The organism is Ensifer sp. Root31 (genome assembly GCF_001424825.1).
GTDB lineage: Bacteria > Pseudomonadota > Alphaproteobacteria > Rhizobiales > Rhizobiaceae > Ensifer > Ensifer canadensis.
The window spans coordinates 23,711-40,307 of sequence record NZ_LMCO01000042.1; the positions used below are offsets into that span (position 1 = coordinate 23,711).

General features: G+C 59.6%; 17 protein-coding genes, 2 pseudogenes and 1 riboswitch. Of the genes and pseudogenes, 14 read left to right on the top strand and 5 right to left on the bottom strand.

All coding sequences use genetic code 11. The features are described from left to right. Positions 1–324 precede the first annotated feature (324 nt). The 9 genes and pseudogenes from ASD00_RS28490 to ASD00_RS28530 all read left to right on the top strand — a co-directional run bounded on the left by ASD00_RS28490 (position 325) and on the right by ASD00_RS28530 (position 7,483). Complete coding sequence (locus ASD00_RS28490) at positions 325–537, top strand: plasmid pRiA4b ORF-3 family protein (RefSeq protein ID WP_244496157.1); 213 nt, start codon at positions 325–327, stop codon at positions 535–537. Between the two features lie 819 nt (positions 538–1,356). Beyond that, a riboswitch (TPP riboswitch) is annotated at positions 1,357–1,459 on the top strand. 141 nt (positions 1,460–1,600) lie between these two features. Continuing rightward, a complete protein-coding gene (locus ASD00_RS28495; RefSeq protein ID WP_057210574.1) occupies positions 1,601–2,344 on the top strand; it encodes an ABC transporter permease in 744 nt (247 codons plus the stop codon). A gap of 37 nt (positions 2,345–2,381) precedes the next feature. Next, on the top strand, positions 2,382–3,326 hold the full coding sequence (locus tag ASD00_RS28500; protein WP_057210654.1) for an ABC transporter substrate-binding protein: 945 nt from the start codon (positions 2,382–2,384) through the stop codon (positions 3,324–3,326). Next, positions 3,323–4,063, top strand: a complete 741-nt coding sequence (locus ASD00_RS28505; protein ID WP_057210576.1) for a hydroxyethylthiazole kinase — start codon at positions 3,323–3,325, stop codon at positions 4,061–4,063. Before ASD00_RS28500 ends, ASD00_RS28505 begins: the two co-directional genes overlap by 4 nt. After that, positions 4,050–4,712 carry a thiamine phosphate synthase gene (gene thiE, locus ASD00_RS28510; protein ID WP_057210577.1) on the top strand — a complete coding sequence of 221 codons (663 nt, stop codon included), beginning with the start codon at positions 4,050–4,052 and terminating at the stop codon, positions 4,710–4,712. The genes ASD00_RS28505 and thiE overlap by 14 nt, the downstream gene beginning before the upstream one ends. Next, positions 4,709–5,518: a bifunctional hydroxymethylpyrimidine kinase/phosphomethylpyrimidine kinase gene (gene thiD, locus ASD00_RS28515; RefSeq protein ID WP_057210579.1), complete on the top strand. Its 810-nt coding sequence runs from the start codon at positions 4,709–4,711 to the stop codon at positions 5,516–5,518. The genes thiE and thiD overlap by 4 nt, the downstream gene beginning before the upstream one ends. Further along, on the top strand, positions 5,508–5,897 hold the full coding sequence (locus tag ASD00_RS28520) for a hypothetical protein (protein ID WP_057210581.1): 390 nt from the start codon (positions 5,508–5,510) through the stop codon (positions 5,895–5,897). Before thiD ends, ASD00_RS28520 begins: the two co-directional genes overlap by 11 nt. Positions 5,898–5,944: 47 nt before the next feature. Next, positions 5,945–6,278, top strand: a pseudogene (locus ASD00_RS39370) (transposase); the annotation flags it as partial. 275 nt (positions 6,279–6,553) lie between these two features. Then, entirely contained in the window at positions 6,554–7,483 is a 930-nt protein-coding gene (locus tag ASD00_RS28530) for a nucleotidyltransferase and HEPN domain-containing protein (protein ID WP_057210585.1), read from the top strand. A gap of 166 nt (positions 7,484–7,649) precedes the next feature. Here the strand turns inward: ASD00_RS28530 and ASD00_RS40480 are convergent. The 4 genes and pseudogenes from ASD00_RS40480 to ASD00_RS28545 all read right to left on the bottom strand — a co-directional run. Further along, positions 7,650–7,763: pseudogene (locus tag ASD00_RS40480) on the bottom strand (transposase); the annotation flags it as partial. Positions 7,764–7,815: 52 nt separating this feature from the next. Further along, positions 7,816–9,348 carry an FAD-dependent oxidoreductase gene (locus ASD00_RS28535; RefSeq protein ID WP_057210587.1) on the bottom strand — a complete coding sequence of 511 codons (1,533 nt, stop codon included), beginning with the start codon at positions 9,346–9,348 and terminating at the stop codon, positions 7,816–7,818. A gap of 193 nt (positions 9,349–9,541) precedes the next feature. Beyond that, a complete protein-coding gene (locus ASD00_RS28540) occupies positions 9,542–9,973 on the bottom strand; it encodes an Rrf2 family transcriptional regulator (protein WP_057210656.1) in 432 nt (143 codons plus the stop codon). A gap of 49 nt (positions 9,974–10,022) precedes the next feature. After that, complete coding sequence (locus ASD00_RS28545; RefSeq protein ID WP_057210589.1) at positions 10,023–10,487, bottom strand: group III truncated hemoglobin; 465 nt, start codon at positions 10,485–10,487, stop codon at positions 10,023–10,025. Between the two features lie 156 nt (positions 10,488–10,643). Between ASD00_RS28545 and ASD00_RS28550 the strand changes: the two genes are divergently transcribed. After that, positions 10,644–10,916 (top strand): DUF6522 family protein, encoded by a 273-nt coding sequence (locus ASD00_RS28550; RefSeq protein ID WP_057210591.1) that lies wholly within the window; start codon positions 10,644–10,646, stop codon positions 10,914–10,916. A gap of 544 nt (positions 10,917–11,460) precedes the next feature. Here ASD00_RS28550 and ASD00_RS28555 read toward each other — a convergent pair. Beyond that, entirely contained in the window at positions 11,461–11,706 is a 246-nt protein-coding gene (locus ASD00_RS28555) for a hypothetical protein (protein ID WP_057210593.1), read from the bottom strand. A gap of 808 nt (positions 11,707–12,514) precedes the next feature. Here ASD00_RS28555 and ASD00_RS28560 point away from each other — a divergent pair. The 4 genes from ASD00_RS28560 to ASD00_RS28575 are packed head-to-tail and all read left to right on the top strand — an operon-like array spanning position 12,515 to position 16,178. Further along, complete coding sequence (locus ASD00_RS28560) at positions 12,515–13,207, top strand: helix-turn-helix domain-containing protein (protein ID WP_057210594.1); 693 nt, start codon at positions 12,515–12,517, stop codon at positions 13,205–13,207. Positions 13,208–13,246: 39 nt separating this feature from the next. Continuing rightward, positions 13,247–14,353: an ABC transporter substrate-binding protein gene (locus ASD00_RS28565; RefSeq protein ID WP_057210595.1), complete on the top strand. Its 1,107-nt coding sequence runs from the start codon at positions 13,247–13,249 to the stop codon at positions 14,351–14,353. Continuing rightward, positions 14,350–15,414: an iron ABC transporter permease gene (locus ASD00_RS28570; protein WP_057210597.1), complete on the top strand. Its 1,065-nt coding sequence runs from the start codon at positions 14,350–14,352 to the stop codon at positions 15,412–15,414. Before ASD00_RS28565 ends, ASD00_RS28570 begins: the two co-directional genes overlap by 4 nt. Continuing rightward, positions 15,411–16,178 carry an ABC transporter ATP-binding protein gene (locus ASD00_RS28575; protein ID WP_057210598.1) on the top strand — a complete coding sequence of 256 codons (768 nt, stop codon included), beginning with the start codon at positions 15,411–15,413 and terminating at the stop codon, positions 16,176–16,178. Before ASD00_RS28570 ends, ASD00_RS28575 begins: the two co-directional genes overlap by 4 nt. Positions 16,179–16,597 lie beyond the last annotated feature (419 nt).

The following is a 16,597-nucleotide window of genomic DNA, read 5'->3' on the forward strand; positions in this document are numbered from 1 at the left end:
CAGGATTGTGGCTAACGAAAACAGGGGCTTCAATACCATCGAATGCGTTATAATTCATGCTGGCAATCCATGAGTAAATGGGTGGTAATAATAGCGCGATTGCAGATTCCGGTTAGGATCCCAAATCGGTACAATTTCTAATTTAATTGTAGCCAGGCGAAATGTGAAGTTCATTTAGAAGTGGAATTTCCACTTTTCTGTAACTTCTGTGTCGTGCGGCTCGCGGTTTAGCGGCATGAAGTTGGCCACTCACCTCCGCGTGTGTCGAAAGCTCGACAACGACCTTTCCAGTTATCGCCGACCTCAACGATCCATTCCTCCTCGATGCCGTCGGAGGATGTCGGCGGTCCGTGGGGATATGAGGAATTCCGCGAAGCGCTTGCCAACAAAAACCACGAGCGTCACGATGAGCTTGTCGAATGGTGGGGCAACGATCCCACCGCAATCGATGCTGCCAACCTTCGCAACAACGTCGATGCGCTAGCCGCCAAGTGGAAACGTCGTTCACGCAAAAAAAGCCCGAACCTGCGGCCCTAACCGAATGCTTACTCTGCAGATCAATCGTGAGTGAGACGAACGCCATACTTTCCTTGCTGACCGATAGGCCGCGAAATATGCTCCTTCATCGAAAGGTGCGGAACGGAAGGTTGAAGATCGCAGGTTGAAAATCGCAGCGGAGTTCTTTGGTGCGGAACGAGGCTGCTCTGCAACGTTTTGACGCCGGGCCTGTTGAAGACAAACTGCCGTTGTCGAATGAGACCCTAAAGCGATTGCACGGCGTGACTGTGTGGCATCATACTGCACGAGTGGAACACCCCCAGGACCAAGCCCGTGGTCTGAAGCAGAAGATATGAAATTTACCGAAGAAGTCACCCGCCTTACCTACGACATAAGGCAGTAACTCGGGCCTGAATATGAAATCATCAACAACATCGCCGATCTATTGAATCCTGTTGAAGAACACGGCAGCCTCGTCACACTTCAGCACGACTGGAGTAAAGCTGCTTAGATCGACTACATTCTGCCACCTGTGGTCCTCGCCGGTTGAATACTTGGTGCGTCATGACGGCTTGAGTGCATCGCGCGTACGTTTCAAGGAGATGGACCTCCAGCGCCGCAACAAAGTTCCTAAGCGTCGCGTCAATGCGAAGCTGCGTGCCGATCGCACGGAAGCGACCCATTCCAACCATGTCTGCCATGGACTTCGTTCACGAGCATGCTTATCACACGCCGTGTTCATGGCACGGACGTCGACCAGCCCCGCAATCTGGCAAAGTCAGTGACGGTAATGTAGATCGGCAGCAGCCCGTTGAAGCTCTTCTCATTGACATCGTGACACGGGTGACACATAAATTGTCTTATTCCGAGGGGAGCACTTCACAGTGCTGAGATGGCGGCGAGCCGGACCCTTGAACCTGATCCGGGTCATGCCGGCGTAGGAACGGGAAAAGAGCCGCGTTCGGCAAACTAATCGCGTCTTCGCTTTCACCTGGGTCTCCGTGATGTTTTGTCTGGAGATCGATCGATGCTGTCTTTCGCCAAGTCGCCGCCGGATGGCGGGTTTGCATTTCGTCCGGGTCGCTGCGTCGGTTGAACGGCGATGCGCCTCGCATTCACATTCGTCCGCAGTCTTGCTGTGGTTGCTGTCCTCTGGCAGCTGGCGGTGCTTGTTTTCGCGCTGCCGCGCTATCTGCTGCCGACGCCCCTCGAGGTCTTGGCTGTTTTTGGGCGGCAGCCGGCATTTGTGCTCGAGCAAAGCCTGGTGACCATCGCCGAAATGCTGGCCGGTCTCGCGGTCGGCACGGCGTTCGGCGTAGTGACGGCAATTGGGCTGGCGGCTTTTCCGCGGCTCGGAAAGCTCGTCTGGCCTTTTGTGCTCGTCCTTCAGGCCTTTCCCGTTTTCGTCATCGCACCTTTGCTGGTGCTGTGGTTCGGCTTCGGCATGGTTTCGAAGATCGTGATGGCGGCGATCATTATCTTCTTTCCCATTGTTTCTGCATTTTCGGACGGCTTGCGCCGGACTGATACACAGATCCTCGATGCCGTCGCGCTCACCAAGGCGAGTCACTGGCAGGCGCTAAGGCTCGTGCGCCTGCCGCTGGCGTTGCCGGGGCTGGTGACCGGCCTTCGCGTTGCTGCCCCCTTGGCACCGCTCGGCGCCGTCGTTGGCGAATGGGTCGGCGCCTCGGCCGGACTCGGCTTCGTTATCGTCCAGGCAAATGCCCGCATGCAGACCGATGTCGTCTTCGCTGCGATGGCCATTCTCGCTGTGCTTGCCGTCGGCCTCAGGTTGCTCGTCGATGAGGCAACCCGTCCCCTCGCGCACTGGGCGCGGGAAACCTGAATTTCTGAGATCAATTGGGAGAGTTCATAATATTATGATCTGCAAATCTCTGCTTTCCGCCAGCCTCGCACTCGGCGTCGTTTTTTCAGCCGGTTCGGCAACGGCCGCCGAAAAACTGACAGTGATGCTGGAGTGGTTCGTCAATCCCGACCATGCTCCAATCGTCGTCGCCAACGAACTCGGTCTGTTCGAGAAGGCGGGGCTCGATGTCGAGCTCGTGCCACCGGCAGACCCTTCAAGCGTTCCGCGTCTCGTCGCTGTGGGGCAGGCTGATATTGGCGTGCACTATCAGCCGAACCTGTACCTTGACCATGCTGCAGGCCTGCCTCTGGTTCGCATTGGCACCCTGGTCGAGACTCCGCTCAACACCGTCACTGTCCTTGACGACGGTCCGATCCGCAGCCTTGCCGATCTGAAGGGCAAGAAGATCGGCTTTTCCGTTTCCGGTTTCGAGGATGCGATGCTCGGCCGAATGCTTGCCTCGGCCGGTCTCAAGAAGGAAGACGTCGAACTCGTCAACGTCAACTTCGCCCTGTCTCCGTCGCTGATCGCAGGCAAGGTCGATGCAACGATCGGCGGCTTCAGGAATTTCGAGCTTACGCAGATGCGGCTCGAGGGGCATGAGGGCAGGTCCTTCTTCCCGGAAGAGCATGGCGTGCCTGTTTATGACGAGCTCGTCTTCGTTTCCGACAAGGCAAAGGTTGCCGACAAGCGCTTGCGGCCATTCCTGGCCGCGGTGGAGCAGGGTGCGATTTTTCTCACCAATCATCCGGACGAAGCTTGGAAGCTGTTCGTCAAGGCATATCCGAACCTCGACGACGAACTCAACCGCAGCGCATTCACGGACACGCTGCCGCGTTTCGCCAAAAGGCCAGCGGCGCTCGACCGTGGCCGCTACGAGCGGTTTGGCGCTTTTCTCTCCGAAAGCGGGTTGATCGGCAAGGCACCTGATGTCGACGATATCGCGGTGGAAATCCGATGACGGGTACATCGGACTTCGTCGAAAGTGCTGCCGCATCGCTGGCGCTTGTGCGGGAGCAGCGCCCGCGGGTGCATTGCCTGATGAACACGGTGGTGCAGAAGTTTGTAGCCGATGGGTTAGCAGCGCTGGGTGCGATCCCCTCGATGACATCGACACCGGAGGAGGTCGAGGCTTTTGCCCGCCGCGCCGATGCGCTCGTCGTCAATCTCGGTACGCTTGATGAAGAGCGTCGGAGGGCGATCCGTTTGGCAGCGGCGGTTGCGCGCGATGCCGACAAGCCGTGGATCGTCGATCCGGTGCACTGCGACTATCCGCCGTCGCGGCTCGCCTTCGCCCGAGAACTCATCGCGTCCGAACCTTCCGTTGTTCGCGGCAATGCCAGCGAGATGGACTTTTTCGGGGAGGTCAATGGCGCGCTGAAGATCAAGACCGGGGCAGTCGATGAACTCACACTGGATCTACATACGATCCGGGTTGAGAACGGCCACCCCCTCATGGCGCAGGTCACGGGTACCGGGTGCCTCTCGGGCGCCTTGATCGCGGCCTTCATGGCCGTCGAGCCGGATCGCCTGAAGGCCGCCACGGGCGCGCTTTTGACAAGCGGCATCGCCGCCGAAATCGCTGCGGAGCGTTCGAGTGGGCCGGGTACCTTCGAAGCGCTCTTCCGTGATGCGCTCGCAGCGCTGCGCGCAGAGGATATCATTGTCAATGCCAGGATTTCCCATGCCGATGGTTGACTACCGCCTCAACGCCCTCGTCGATGCGCGCCTTGGGGACAAGGCGCATTTGGCTGATCTGGCGCGCATCGCAGCGCTCAATGGTGCGACGCTGATCCAGTATCGCGACAAGACAAGTTCGACACGGGAAATGATCGAACAGGCACGGGCGATCGGCGCTGCTCTTTCAGGCAGCGGAGTGCCCTTCGTCGTCAATGACCGCGTCGATGTAGCGCTCGCATCGGGCGCTGATGGCGTCCATCTCGGTCGGGACGACATGGATGCAGCCACGGCCCGTTCGATTATGCGCGATACCGCGATCATCGGTTTGACGGTCAAGAACGAAGCGGACGCACAAGCCGCGATTGCCGCGCCGATTGACTATGTGTGCATCGGCGGGGTCTATGAAACGCTGTCGAAGCACAACCCCGACCCGCCAGTCGGCGTCGAAGGGTTCGCTACGCTTCGTGCGACGCTTCTGGCGGCCAAGCCGGAACTGCCTGTCGGAGCCATTGCAGGTATCAATGCGCAGCGCGCCGCGGACGTCGTTGCCGCGGGAGCGGGCGGTGTCGCGGTCATCTCCACCATCTTCGCCGCTTCAGATCCGGCAGCGGCCACGCGCGAATTGCGCGCCTGTATCGATAAGGCTCTGAGGGAGGCTTCGCGATGACCGCCATTGCAGTCACGATTGCGGGCTCGGATTCCGGCGGCGGCGCGGGTATCCAGGCAGATCTGAAGACGTTTTCGGCTCTCGGTGCCTATGGCGCAAGCGTCATCACTGCGATCACGGCGCAGAACACCAGGGGGGTAACGGCGGTCGAGGATATCTCGCCGGCAATTGTCAAAGCGCAGATCGATGCGGTGTTTTCGGACCTTGCTGTTGGCTCTGTGAAGATCGGCATGGTGTCCCGCGGCGAGACGATCGCGATCATAGCTGACGGACTCCGCCGATACGGCAAGATGGCCGTGCTGGACCCTGTGATGGTCGCCACATCTGGCGACGCGCTGCTACGCCCAGATGCAATTGCTGCGTTGAGCGACCAACTGCTGCCTCTGGCGCTGATCGCCACGCCCAACCTGCCGGAGGCGGCATTGCTGACCGGGCGCGCGATCGCGACAGATGAGGCAGAGATGGCCCATCAGGCGCAGATCATTCTGAAGGCCGGCGCGCGTTCGGTGCTGATCAAGGGTGGGCATGGGCATGGCCCTGAAGCGACGGATATCTTCTTCGACGGAGGAGACCCCGTTCGGCTGACGGCGCCGCGCATCGAGACGACGAATGATCACGGCACGGGATGCACGCTGTCGGCGGCGATCGCTGCCGGGCTTGCAGGTGGAATGTCACTCGCAGACGCCGTCATTGCCGCCAAGGACTATCTACACGGCGCCATCGTTGCCGCCGGCGATTTCAAAGTCGGGCAGGGACGGGGACCAGTCCACCACTTTCATCGCTGGTGGCAGCCCGATGTTCGCTAACGCGGCGCAGGCGTTATCGCTGCGACTGGAGCGAATGCTAGAGCTTGCCGGAGCGTTTCTGCTTGCGCTCCTGCTCGTCACCACCACCCTCCCGGTTGTCCTCCGATATGTGGCGGCACGCGGTTTTACCGGGGCAGAGGAAGCGGCGAGCTGGTTACTGGTGGCACTTGTCTCGATCGGGTTGCCGCTTGCCTCGACCGCTAGGGGAATGCGGATCGATCTGTTCGAGGGAGTTACGCCGCTCGTCGAAGTTCATTGGCGGCGGCAACGCCGAATCGTGGCTCTGGCCAAGGCGCATCGCGCTTCAGGATCTGCGCGCATTGGTCTCCGGCACTATCACTCTGCTCGCTTGTATCATCCTGAGGTCCGGCAGCGGTAGAGCGGCGCTCGATCTTGGAGCCGTTTCACCGTTACTCGGCCTTTCCGTCGATGGCACCGGTGGTGGGGGCCTATCAGGCGCTTCGCGGCGTCTCCTTCCTTGTTGCCGTCACCTTCGCCAGCGAAGTCGGCGATGTACGCCGCTTCGACAACCCGCGGCAGTTGATGGCTTTCCTGGGCCTCGTACCCTGGAACGGTCGACCGGCGAGACGGTCAAACGCGGCGGCCTGACGCTGGCCGGAAACCGCCGCGCGCGCCGCGTCCTGGTCGAGGGCGCCTGGAGCTATCGCCATCTCGCCAGGGTGACGGAAACCATTCGCGTCCGGCTTAGGGTCTGCCGAAGGCGGTGCGGGAGATCGCCTGGAAAGCGCAGACACGGTTGTGCGGCCCTCACCGGCGCCTGACGGCTGCGGACAGGAGGTGCGGTTCTCAACCCACGGTATAAGAGCTGGATCAACCGTCGTCTGAAGGCCCATCCCGTCGCGCTGTCCATCAACGGTAACAAATCGGTGTCAAAGACATGGGGCGCATAAGTTCGCGCATCACCCTTGACCACGGTCATAAGAGGGTTCTCACTGCCCTAGCATCGGTCTACATTGCCGCGAATCATATGCCACAAGTTGACGAATGCAGGGCCCACAACATGGTCACGCGCCGATGAAGTCGAGTATTGCTCATCTCCCTGAGCGTAAGCAGCGTGAGCTCGCGCGCGTTGTCGAAGTGTTGCACGAGGAGTTCGAAGATGCGCTAAAGGACGGTACTGCCGACTTCAAAAAACGTGGTCGAATACTGAAGGTAATTCTGTTCGGCTCCTACGCGCGCGGAAACTGGGTGGATGAGCCGCATACCACGAAAGGCTATCGCTCGGACTACGATATCCTTGTCGTTGTGAACAACAGCAAGCTGACTGACTTCGCGCGCTATTGGTCGAAGGCACAGGACCGCTTGCTGCGTCACTCCGGAATTGAAACACCCACGAGTTTGATTGTCCACTCGCGCCGTGAAGTGAATACCGCGCTTTATGACGGCCGCTATTTCTTTGTCGATATTCGAAACGACGGGATCGTGCTCTACGAACTAGATGACGAACCACTTGCTGTGCCGAAACCGCTTTCGAAAGTCGATGCCTTGCGGATCGCGACGCAGTACTTCGAAGACCGTCTGCCGCATGCAAGGGTGTTTTCTAAGACGGCCCGCTTTTGCGTGTCGGAAGGGGATCTCAAGGAAGCTGCCTTCCTCCTGCACCAGTCGATCGAACAATCCTACGCCACGCTTCTTCTGGTACTGACCAACCACAGCCCAGCCTCCCATAACCTAAACTTCCTGCGTGGTCGCGCCGAAGAGCAGCATCGCGAGCTGGCGGAGATCTGGCCGCGCGATCAGCAACGCTTCGCTGCTTGGTTTAACATTGTCAACGAAGCCTATGTAAAAGCGCGTTATTCCCGGCACTTTGAAGTAACCGAAGAAGCCCTGTTGTGGCTCCTGAGCCGGACCGAGGCACTCATCGCTCTCGTCGAAAAAGCCTGCCGCACCCACCTTGAATCGCTCGAATCAGAAACTGGAAGCCCCAAAGAACCAAGCGAATAAAGCACGACACCAGGTGTCTGGCGGTATCTTGATCAAGTATCAGTTTATGTGATGGGGCGCCAACGGATCCGGGTTGCACCATTGTGTGCTCGCGGCTTGCGGCGTCTCCTGCGAAGGCGGTAGCAGAAGGCAGTGAGGATAGGGGCGGCCGCGTTGACGGCATCTCAAGCACATTGCGCATGAAATGCACCAGGTGCCTTTGCCATGTCGCGTACAGAACCCTGGTGAGGGCCGCATTGAGGCCTTCCTGCGCATCGGAAAAGACGAGCTTCGCGCGGACCTGGCCTCGGCCAGGAAGTCAGGGCCGTATCTTAGATCATAATTCGTCCCGACTACGCCTCTCCCCGCTCCATCGCCAGTTCTGCCTCGAGGCTCTCGGTGTCGCGGAAGATCGTGGCGACCGCCAGCACACGTCCGCCGCGCCTGAAGCGCAGAAGGCAGTCCCTAGCGGGAATGTCGCGCTCGACCTCGATCTCGTCCCATCCCTCGGCATGGCCGACATAGTTGATCGGGACGTCGTAGTGCTGGCTCCAAAAGAACGGCACATCCGTGAACGTCTTCCGGCGTCCGAGCATGTTGAGTGCGGCCGCAGCACCTTGCCGCTGCGCGACCACCCAGTGCTCCACCCTGATGTTCTCGCCGCTGTGGGGATCGGGCCACCGGGCAATATCGCCGGCCGCATATATGCCCGGTACGCTGGTCTCAAGATAGGCATTGACCAGCACGCCCCGATCGGTGGCGAGCCCGGCCGCTTCGGCGAGACCGACCCGCGGCCGCACGCCGATGCCGGCAACGACCATGTCTGCAGCCAGGATGCCGCCGCTGCTCAGATGGATCTCCGTTGCACCGATGCTCGTCACGGTATCCCCAAGGTGGAAGATGACGCCATTTTCCTCATGCAGGGCGCGGATGAAATCGCCGATCTGCGGCCCCAATATCCGTTCCATCGGCCGTTCGTCGGGCGCCACCACATGCACTTGGACGCCGCGGGTCCGAAGAGCGGCGGCAACTTCGAGGCCGATGAAGCTGGCGCCCAGGACGACGGCGCTGCGTGCAATGCCGGTTTGCGCGATGATCTTCCGACTGTCGGCAAGCGAGCGCAGCGTGTGGACATGAGACTGGTCGGCGCCGGGGATGGTCGGGCGAACCGGTTCGGCGCCCGTTGCCAGCAACAGTCTGTCGAAGGCGACCCGAGCCCCATCGGCGAGCAAGATTTCGCTGGCGCGGACATCGATGCCGGCAACCCTGGTTCCGAGGCGTAAGTCGATGCCGTTCTTGGCGTAAAAGCCCTCCTTGCGCAGCGGGATCCAGTCCTCCGGCGCCTTACCGGCGAGATAGTCCTTCGAAAGGTTAGGGCGGTCGACGGGCAGCGCCTCGTCATCGCTGATCATGACGATGGCGCCCTGAAATTGTTCGCGCCGCAGCCTCTCGGCGGCGGCAAAGCCGGCGGCGCCACCACCGACGATGACGATCTTTTCGGGAGCCGCCCCGGCATCACCTTCGCGTGGGGCAGGCGTCTGCTTCTTGCGCTTCTCGCCAACGAATATTTTGTCGCCGCGCTGTTCAACCGACCAGCATGCGAGCGGCGATAACGCCGGAGCACGCAGGGCTTCTCCGGTGCGCAGATGAAAGCAGGCGTGATGCCAGGGGCAGCGGACGGTGTCGTCGGCGATGAGGCCATCGACGAGCGGCCCACCGTAATGCGAGCAGCTGGCGGCTATCGCGAATATCTCGGATCCGCGGCGCAACAGAAGCACCGGCTCGCCATCGCGATGACCGACCAGCTTGCCGCCATCGGGAAGATCGGCGAGCGCAATGCCGAGGGCGAGGTCAGGTCCGCTCGGGCCTGAATGGTTAGCGGCCATCTTCTCCTCCGTCGAAGGTCAGCTGCCGGTATCGTCCACTGCGACGCTGGGCTTACCTACCCAACAGGCAACTCCTTTAGGATTGTCCGCCATTCCGGCTCCCAGGCAAGTGAATTTGACCTGCAGTTGCGTGCAATTTTTGCGATATGCCTATTCGGAGCCAAGCGCGGTCGTTCCCGCGCCGGGGCAGTCGCTAGGTGCGGGGCGTATCAATCAGGAAATCCTGGCGCGTCAGTGCGATGTCGGCAAGCGTGTAACGGTCGAGCGTGTTCTGGAACGACGACAGCGCGTCGCGCAGCATGCCGGACAGCTTGCAGCAACGCGTGATCGTGCACTGGTTGCCGGTGGCAAAGCATTCGACCAGGGCGAAGTCCGGCTCGGTCAACCGGATCACGTCACCTATGCGGATGTCTTCCGGACGACGTCCGAGCGTCAGCCCACCTGATCTGCCGCGAACCGCCGTCAGGTACCCGGCGCGGGTCAGCGTGTTGGCCACCTTGTTGAGATGCGCCTTCGACACGCCGAAGGCGCGCGCCGTCTCCTCGATCGTAAACAGCCGGTCCCCAGCGGACGCCGCGAACATCAGCATGCGCAGCGTGTAGTCGGAAAAGTTCGTCAGCCTCATTTCGCTCCAACCTTTGCGCATGCCGATCCTGCCGACTGCCCCCGGAAGGTCATAGGCTGTCGGCCGTGATCGGCTCGACGGACAACGTGTTTTCACCACGATTGTAGGCCAGTGCAAGGCGGAAGGAATGCGCAATGCGCAATGCCCGTTCCATGAACAGCGCCGCAATCTCCGGCGGGCAGAGTTTTTGGACTGTAGCGCGAAACAAACCCAGCCATTGGCGGAAATGCTGTTCGCCAAGACCAGGAAGCGCCAGATGCGGCGGCAGCGGTCGGCCGTCATAGCGGCCGCTGCGAAGCATCAAAGACGACCAGAAGTCGCACATTTTCGTCAGATGCTGTGGCCAGTCATGCCGCGCGATGGCGCTGTTGAACACCGGCCCGAGCAGGGCATCCCTGCGGATCTCGTCGTAGAAGCCGTGAACCACGTCGTGGATCATCTGCTCGTCTAACTGCTCGGGTAGCACCCTGCCGTCGATAACGATGGTTGGTTTGCCATTTGCGCCTTTGCTCATGCCTGGATCCAGCCCTCAGTCAGGCCGATGCGGCCCTTTGTCGTTCAACGACGATTGGGTGTGTGATGAGAATACGCTTCACTATGTGGATCAAAACATATATCGTCAATATATCTTTTTGCGGCATACCGGCGCGTACATTCGATGAGGGACCAGATGAGGCTCGAGCTTGACCAGACCGGAGATTATGTTCTGGACCCGGCATTCCTGGCTGTGCGGCTTTCGATAGAGGCGAGTGAACTTCGGCGCCGAATGCGTCTTGGCCTCGTGACCAGCATAGTAGAGCGCGGCGTCGACAGCGACGAAGGCCGCAAGCGCCTGACTGTGCGCAACGGCAACTCGGTCTGGCGGGGCATTGTCGACGCCGACAACTGCATTGTCAGCGAGGAGTCCCTTGACCTCAGGCGACCTTCGACCTTGGGAGGCTAGCTGCGTTCGTCGACCATCCTCGTCCTCCCGCAGAAGCCGCTCGGCTGGGCCCGTTAAAGTCAGTTAGCCAAGAAACGAAACCAACAATAGGCGGAATAGCAACATGAACGATCGTCAGTCGGGAAGTACACTAGTGCCAATGCTGGTCGGTGGCTTAGTGCTCGTTATTGTGGGCTACATGGTCGTTATGATGTTCGTGTAAGAGCAGCGATTTGACTGAGCTGTTGGCGAGGTATGCCTCCAAACGATTGAGATCGCCCATCCGGGATTGGCCGGTCTTGTCTCTCAGTTCCACTGGAACTTTCCACCCCGAATTGACTCCGTTCGTGTTCGGAAGCTCATGGGGGATAGTAGGTGTTCGCGAAGGTATCCAGAAGCCAGAAAGAAAGTTCGTTCGTGATATAACCGGTGAGATTTCCTCGACGTACGCGCTAATCCGCTTTGCTGATCGATGATCGCCAGCAACAAGTAACGGTGCAGGTCAGCCATTTCATCGGGGCATTCGTCGTTCGCTCAGATCGAGCGAGCCGAACACGATCGGCCATCAAGTGGGCTGGAGGGCGTAAGACGATATCGTGTCTGCAAGTGCTCTCAGTTTGGTACTGATTTCGCGAGCCTGATGCTCAGTCAGTGCAAATTGGAGTGCTGATACGTCGGTGTTATCAGGATTGACGCTGAACTCGAGCCTAAGGAAGACGTCGGCTTCATTGTTGATCAGCGTTGCGGCCTTCCAGCCGACGACCGGTGATACTCTGACGCTGCCGCGCCCGTCCTTGTTCCAACCATTCATCGTGTTGCAATCCTCCGGCTGAGGAAGTCAGATTAAATCAAAACAATGACAGGTTGTCGACTGTCGCCACGATTTCACGGCAAGGCAGGCTGATGCCCTGGTCGCCTGACCGCACCGATCGGTGCCACTTGGATGTTTCGTCGCTCACTGCGGCGCCCTCGGATTTTAATGTGCGCAATCACGGGTTGTTTTTCGGGGGCGGTTTCGACGAACTACGACCATTGCCGAGGCAAGGCGTGCGGGAATGTCGCTGAACCTTGATCTGGAGCAAGGTCGCTCGCCAGCAACAGGGTATCAATAGAGTGTCAAATCGGGAGATTTCATTTGTCACGGGCTTATGGAAAATGGGCGACCTATCTGCGCTTGCTCTGCGCGATTGCCCTGTTGTCCATATCATTTGCCCATAGGGCTCCGGCTGCCGCGTTCGTAGCTGTTGGCTTTGACGTTTCCGCGTTTGTTCTTCCAGATGGCACGGCGCCGGACTTATGCCTAGCCGGCGTCCATGACGGTGAAGAGGGGTATGGCGCATCGGGAGCCTGCGAAGCGTGCCGCCTCAGTGCCTTGCTGCTGCTTCCGTCGCCGGCAGACACGGTCGGGGTGCCGCTAGGTTCAATTCGAGAGCACGGTTTTTCCGAACGCCCGAACACAGACCGGCGACCCGTGCGAACAGCCAACGCGTCGCCGCGAGCGCCTCCCGCCAACCTCATGGGTTGATCGTACCGCCGCGCCTTGCGCCGGCGGATAGCAATCTTGGCGGCTGCATCGCACTTGCACGAGCAAGCCCGCGGCCGAACGCCGGAAAAAATCCATGCTTAACATCTCGATGCCTGTGGAGGCAGCGCAAGCGCTGCCGCCGAATTTCGCAGGCTTGCCGTTTTCTCCATCATTTGTCGGCCGTCGCCGGCTGTTTTCACCCCGAACGACGATTTACGACCAGGATGAGACCGCTGTCCCCATCTATCGACTGGTGGATGGTTGTGTCGCGCTCATACATTCACTCAGAGACGGTCGCCGACAGATCCTCGACATCATTGGTCCCGGTCGCTTGTTCGGTCTCGTCTTTCACGAAGACAACCATTGCGGCGCCCAGGCCCTGACGTTCAGTCAAGTCGAAAGCCTTGGTCGAACGGTCGACCAAGGCATTCTCGACCAGGCTCTGGTGCAGATGCTGAACCGGGCTCACAGCCTTGCAACCCTGCTTGGACGCAAGACAGCGATGGAGCGCGTGAGCTCGGCCGTGTTTGATCTTGCCCAACAGTTCAAGCGCGCATCGCGCAACCCTCAACGCGGTGCACCGACGTTCAATCTGCATTTGACCCGCGCCGATCTCGGCGACTGGCTCGGCTTGACGATTGAAACAGTCAGCCGATGCCTAAACCAGCTCAAGCGGGACAAGGTCATCGATTTCTCACACCCGGAAATCGTGAGGGTGCTGGACACAGATAGGCTGCAAGCGATGGCCGCAGGGGGACGGGGCGAGGTCCGCAAACGTCGAGCCTGAACCGGACTTCACACAAGATACTGGAAATGGATCATTCCCATGAAAAAGACACTTGCACTTATCGTCACCACTTTTGTCCTGGTCTTTGCCGGACAGGGCCGCGCGGAAATCAATGTCACCGACGTCAAGGGCCGTCACGTCACGTTGGCTGCTCCCGCGCAACGGGTCGTCTTGAACTTCTATTACGAGGATTTCATCGCAGTCGTTGGTCCAGGCGCCATGGACAAGGTGGTCGCGTTGTCACTTTCCACCTGGAAGGACTGGCGGCCAAACCAGTTTGTGGCCTATCTCGACGCAATTCCCTCCCTTGCAGCACTGCCGGATGTCGGCGATACGGAAAACGGCACGTTTTCAATTGAGAAGGTGCTGTCGGTGAAACCGGATCTCGTCATTTTATCCGCCTGGTCGTTCGACGCGCTTGGCGAGGCCGTCAAACAGATGGAGACGGCCGGCATTCCTGTGGTCGTGCTCGACTATAACGCCCAGACGGTCGAAAAACATGTCCAGTCGACACTTGTTCTGGGGGCGGTCATGGGATCGCGTGACCGTTCGCAAAGGCTTCCTTCGCAATATGAGGCAGCAATGCAGGATATCGACAGGCGCATCGCCAAAGCGAAACCGACGAACAAGAAGGTCTATGTCGAGTTGGCTCAAAAAGGCCCGTCGGAAGTCGGAAACAGCTATGGCAAGGGTATGTGGGGATCACTCATCGACAGACTTGGCGGGACCAATATCGCCAAGGGGCAGTTGGAAAACTGGGGGCCGCTCAGCCCGGAATACGTTCTTGCACAGGAACCCGATATCATCTTTCTCGCCGGCTCTGAATGGTTGGACAAGCCAGAGGCGGTCACGGTCGGGTTCGGCGCCTCTAAGGAAATCGCACGCGACCGCATGAAGGCCTATATCGCCCGACCGGGTTGGGACGGGTTGCCGGCGGTTAGAAACTCCGCCTTGCATGCGATCTACCACGGCGGTGCGCGAACTTTGTCTGACTATGTCTACGCGCAATATATAGCCAAGCAGCTCTACCCGGATGCTTTCAGCGACGTAGACCCGGCACTCGAGATTAAACGCTACTACGACACCTGGATGCCGATAAATGCAGAGGGCGTTTTTGTGCTCCCCTATCGGGCCGACGGCCAATGAGCGAAGCGGCCCTTAAACTCGATATCTTTCGCTCGCACTATCGCCGCGACGTTTCCCTTCGTCTTGCCGCACTTGCAGCCGCGATGCTGGCGCTTGCATTTCTGGTACTGGTTGACCTGGCAAAGGGGCCGTCGGGCATGGCACTTGCCAATGTCTGGGCGACGCTTTGGGCTGGCCCTCATGGCGCAGATCGAATGGCGGCGACTATCTTGTGGCAGTTGCGCATGCCCCAGACGGCTATGGGCGTGCTCGTCGGCGTCTGCCTCGGGGTTGCCGGATTGCAGATGCAGACGATACTTTCCAATCCTTTGGCAAGCCCGTTCACGCTCGGATTTTCCGCTGCCGCAGGGTTCGGTGCAGCGCTGTCAATCATGTTTGGTGGGTTCCTGCCTGTGCCGGGTTTCATTCTGGTTCCGACATCAGCCTTCGTCATGACGCTCCTTGCATGCGGCCTCGTCTACTGCGTTGCGGCCCTGCGGGGAACGACCCCCGAAATTCTCGTGCTGGCCGGCATCGCGGTCCTGTTTCTTTTTCAGTCCATGCAATCCCTGCTGCAATTCATGGCCGCACCCGAAGTTCTCCAACAGATCGTCTTCTGGCTGTTCGGCAGCCTGCTAAAAGCAAGCTGGACCACTGTTGCCGTCACCGCGGCGATCCTGACCGCATGTCCTCCCTTCGTCATACGCGACAGCTGGAAGCTGACGCTACTGAGATTGGGTGACGTTAATGCCGCCAGCATGGGCTTGTCGGTTGATGCGCTGCGCAGACGCAGCTTCGTACTCGTCTCGCTTTTGACGGCCGCGGCCGTCTGTTTCGTGGGGACGATCGGTTTCGTCGGCCTGATCGCGCCACACGTGGCGCGCGCGGCCGTTGGCGAGGATCACCGCTTTGCGCTGCCAATGAGTGCAACGGTCGGCGGGATCATTCTGATCGGTGCATCGGTTTTCGGAAAGCTGCTGTCGCCGGCCGCCGTCATCCCCGTTGGCATAATCACGGCTGTTGCTGGCGTTCCCATGTTGTTTGTCGTCATTGCGCGGCGTGGCAAAGGAGAGCAACAGTGACCGAGGGTCTGACTTTGACGAACGTTTGCGTAGACCACGGGCGAACCCGCACGATTGACTGCTGCTCGCTGACGCTCGCGCCTGGCCAGATCGTCGCCGTGGTTGGCCCGAACGGTGCTGGCAAATCCACCTTGCTCGGCGCCATTGCCGGGAGTGTTGCGCATTCGGGCACGATCCTATGGGAGAGCGGCCCAATCGACTGCAGAACTGTCGGCTTCATGCCGCAACATTGCTCTGTAAACGCAGATCTCTCTGTGCTGCAAACCCTTCTGCTCGCCCGCCATGAGCAGTTGGGATGGCGAATAGGCGAACCTGAGATCACGAGAGCCTTGACGATGCTTTGCGAGCTGGGACTGGAGCATCTTGCCAATCGCCGGATCAACACGCTGTCGGGCGGTCAACAGCAGTTGGTCCTGCTCGGGCAGCGGCTCATGCGCCAGCCGCGGCTGCTTATCCTCGACGAAGCGACCTGCGCACTGGATCTGCGCCATCAATTGACGGTCCTTGCTCTGTTGCGGGACTATGTTTGCCGATCGGGCGCACTCATCCTCATGGCGGTTCATGATCTCAATCTCGCGGCTCGGACCACCGACCGGCTGCTTCTGCTTCAGAAGGGCAGGGTTGCCGCTTCCGGAGAGCCAGCGGCTGTCCTGACCGCGTCGAGACTAGGCTCGGTCTACGGAGTTGATGTGGAGGTTGTCGCTGAGGGACAGGACGTTCCATTCGTCATACCGATCGCGGGGCGGCGATCCCATGCCGCCTAGGTTGCGAATTCCCGTTCAGCTCCCGCTGCTTGTTCGGTGCCTAGCGACGATGGCAAGTAAGGGAGGTTGCCCAAGCAAGGTGTCGGCCATCACGTGATGATCTGGCGAGGATACTGCTATGGCACGTGGTCACGGCCGCGGCTTCGCCAGCATCCTCACCCGTTCGGCACTCGCTGCGCTCCGTTCCCGCATGCGGCCTCCGGACCCGCCCTTCCCATTTCCACCCAATCGGCACGCAAACATGTTTTCGTCCGTTTGTCTTTTATTCTTTGAAGAAGAATCACCCCTAAGCGAGGTCCAACTATGAACAAACCGTACCTATCGATTTCTCTGGCCTTGTTTTTGGCCCTGGGCGTGATGCCCGCCCACGCAAAGCAGCGGGCCGCGATCCAATCGCCAGCGTCGGGTGTGCTCTGCGA

Bases quoted from the DNA above. Each gene is read 5' to 3' on its own strand.
- ASD00_RS28490 (WP_244496157.1), top strand. From the start codon at position 325: ATGCCGTCGGAGGATGTCGGCGGTCCGTGGGGATATGAGGAATTCCGC.
- ASD00_RS28495 (WP_057210574.1), top strand. From the start codon at position 1,601: ATGCGCCTCGCATTCACATTCGTCCGCAGTCTTGCTGTGGTTGCTGTC.
- ASD00_RS28505 (WP_057210576.1), top strand. From the start codon at position 3,323: ATGACGGGTACATCGGACTTCGTCGAAAGTGCTGCCGCATCGCTGGCG.
- thiE (WP_057210577.1), top strand. From the start codon at position 4,050: ATGCCGATGGTTGACTACCGCCTCAACGCCCTCGTCGATGCGCGCCTT.
- thiD (WP_057210579.1), top strand. From the start codon at position 4,709: ATGACCGCCATTGCAGTCACGATTGCGGGCTCGGATTCCGGCGGCGGC.
- ASD00_RS28520 (WP_057210581.1), top strand. From the start codon at position 5,508: ATGTTCGCTAACGCGGCGCAGGCGTTATCGCTGCGACTGGAGCGAATG.
- ASD00_RS28530 (WP_057210585.1), top strand. From the start codon at position 6,554: ATGAAGTCGAGTATTGCTCATCTCCCTGAGCGTAAGCAGCGTGAGCTC.
- ASD00_RS28535 (WP_057210587.1), bottom strand. From the start codon at position 9,348: ATGGCCGCTAACCATTCAGGCCCGAGCGGACCTGACCTCGCCCTCGGC.
- ASD00_RS28540 (WP_057210656.1), bottom strand. From the start codon at position 9,973: ATGAGGCTGACGAACTTTTCCGACTACACGCTGCGCATGCTGATGTTC.
- ASD00_RS28545 (WP_057210589.1), bottom strand. From the start codon at position 10,487: ATGAGCAAAGGCGCAAATGGCAAACCAACCATCGTTATCGACGGCAGG.
- ASD00_RS28550 (WP_057210591.1), top strand. From the start codon at position 10,644: ATGAGGCTCGAGCTTGACCAGACCGGAGATTATGTTCTGGACCCGGCA.
- ASD00_RS28555 (WP_057210593.1), bottom strand. From the start codon at position 11,706: ATGAATGGTTGGAACAAGGACGGGCGCGGCAGCGTCAGAGTATCACCG.
- ASD00_RS28560 (WP_057210594.1), top strand. From the start codon at position 12,515: ATGCTTAACATCTCGATGCCTGTGGAGGCAGCGCAAGCGCTGCCGCCG.
- ASD00_RS28565 (WP_057210595.1), top strand. From the start codon at position 13,247: ATGAAAAAGACACTTGCACTTATCGTCACCACTTTTGTCCTGGTCTTT.
- ASD00_RS28570 (WP_057210597.1), top strand. From the start codon at position 14,350: ATGAGCGAAGCGGCCCTTAAACTCGATATCTTTCGCTCGCACTATCGC.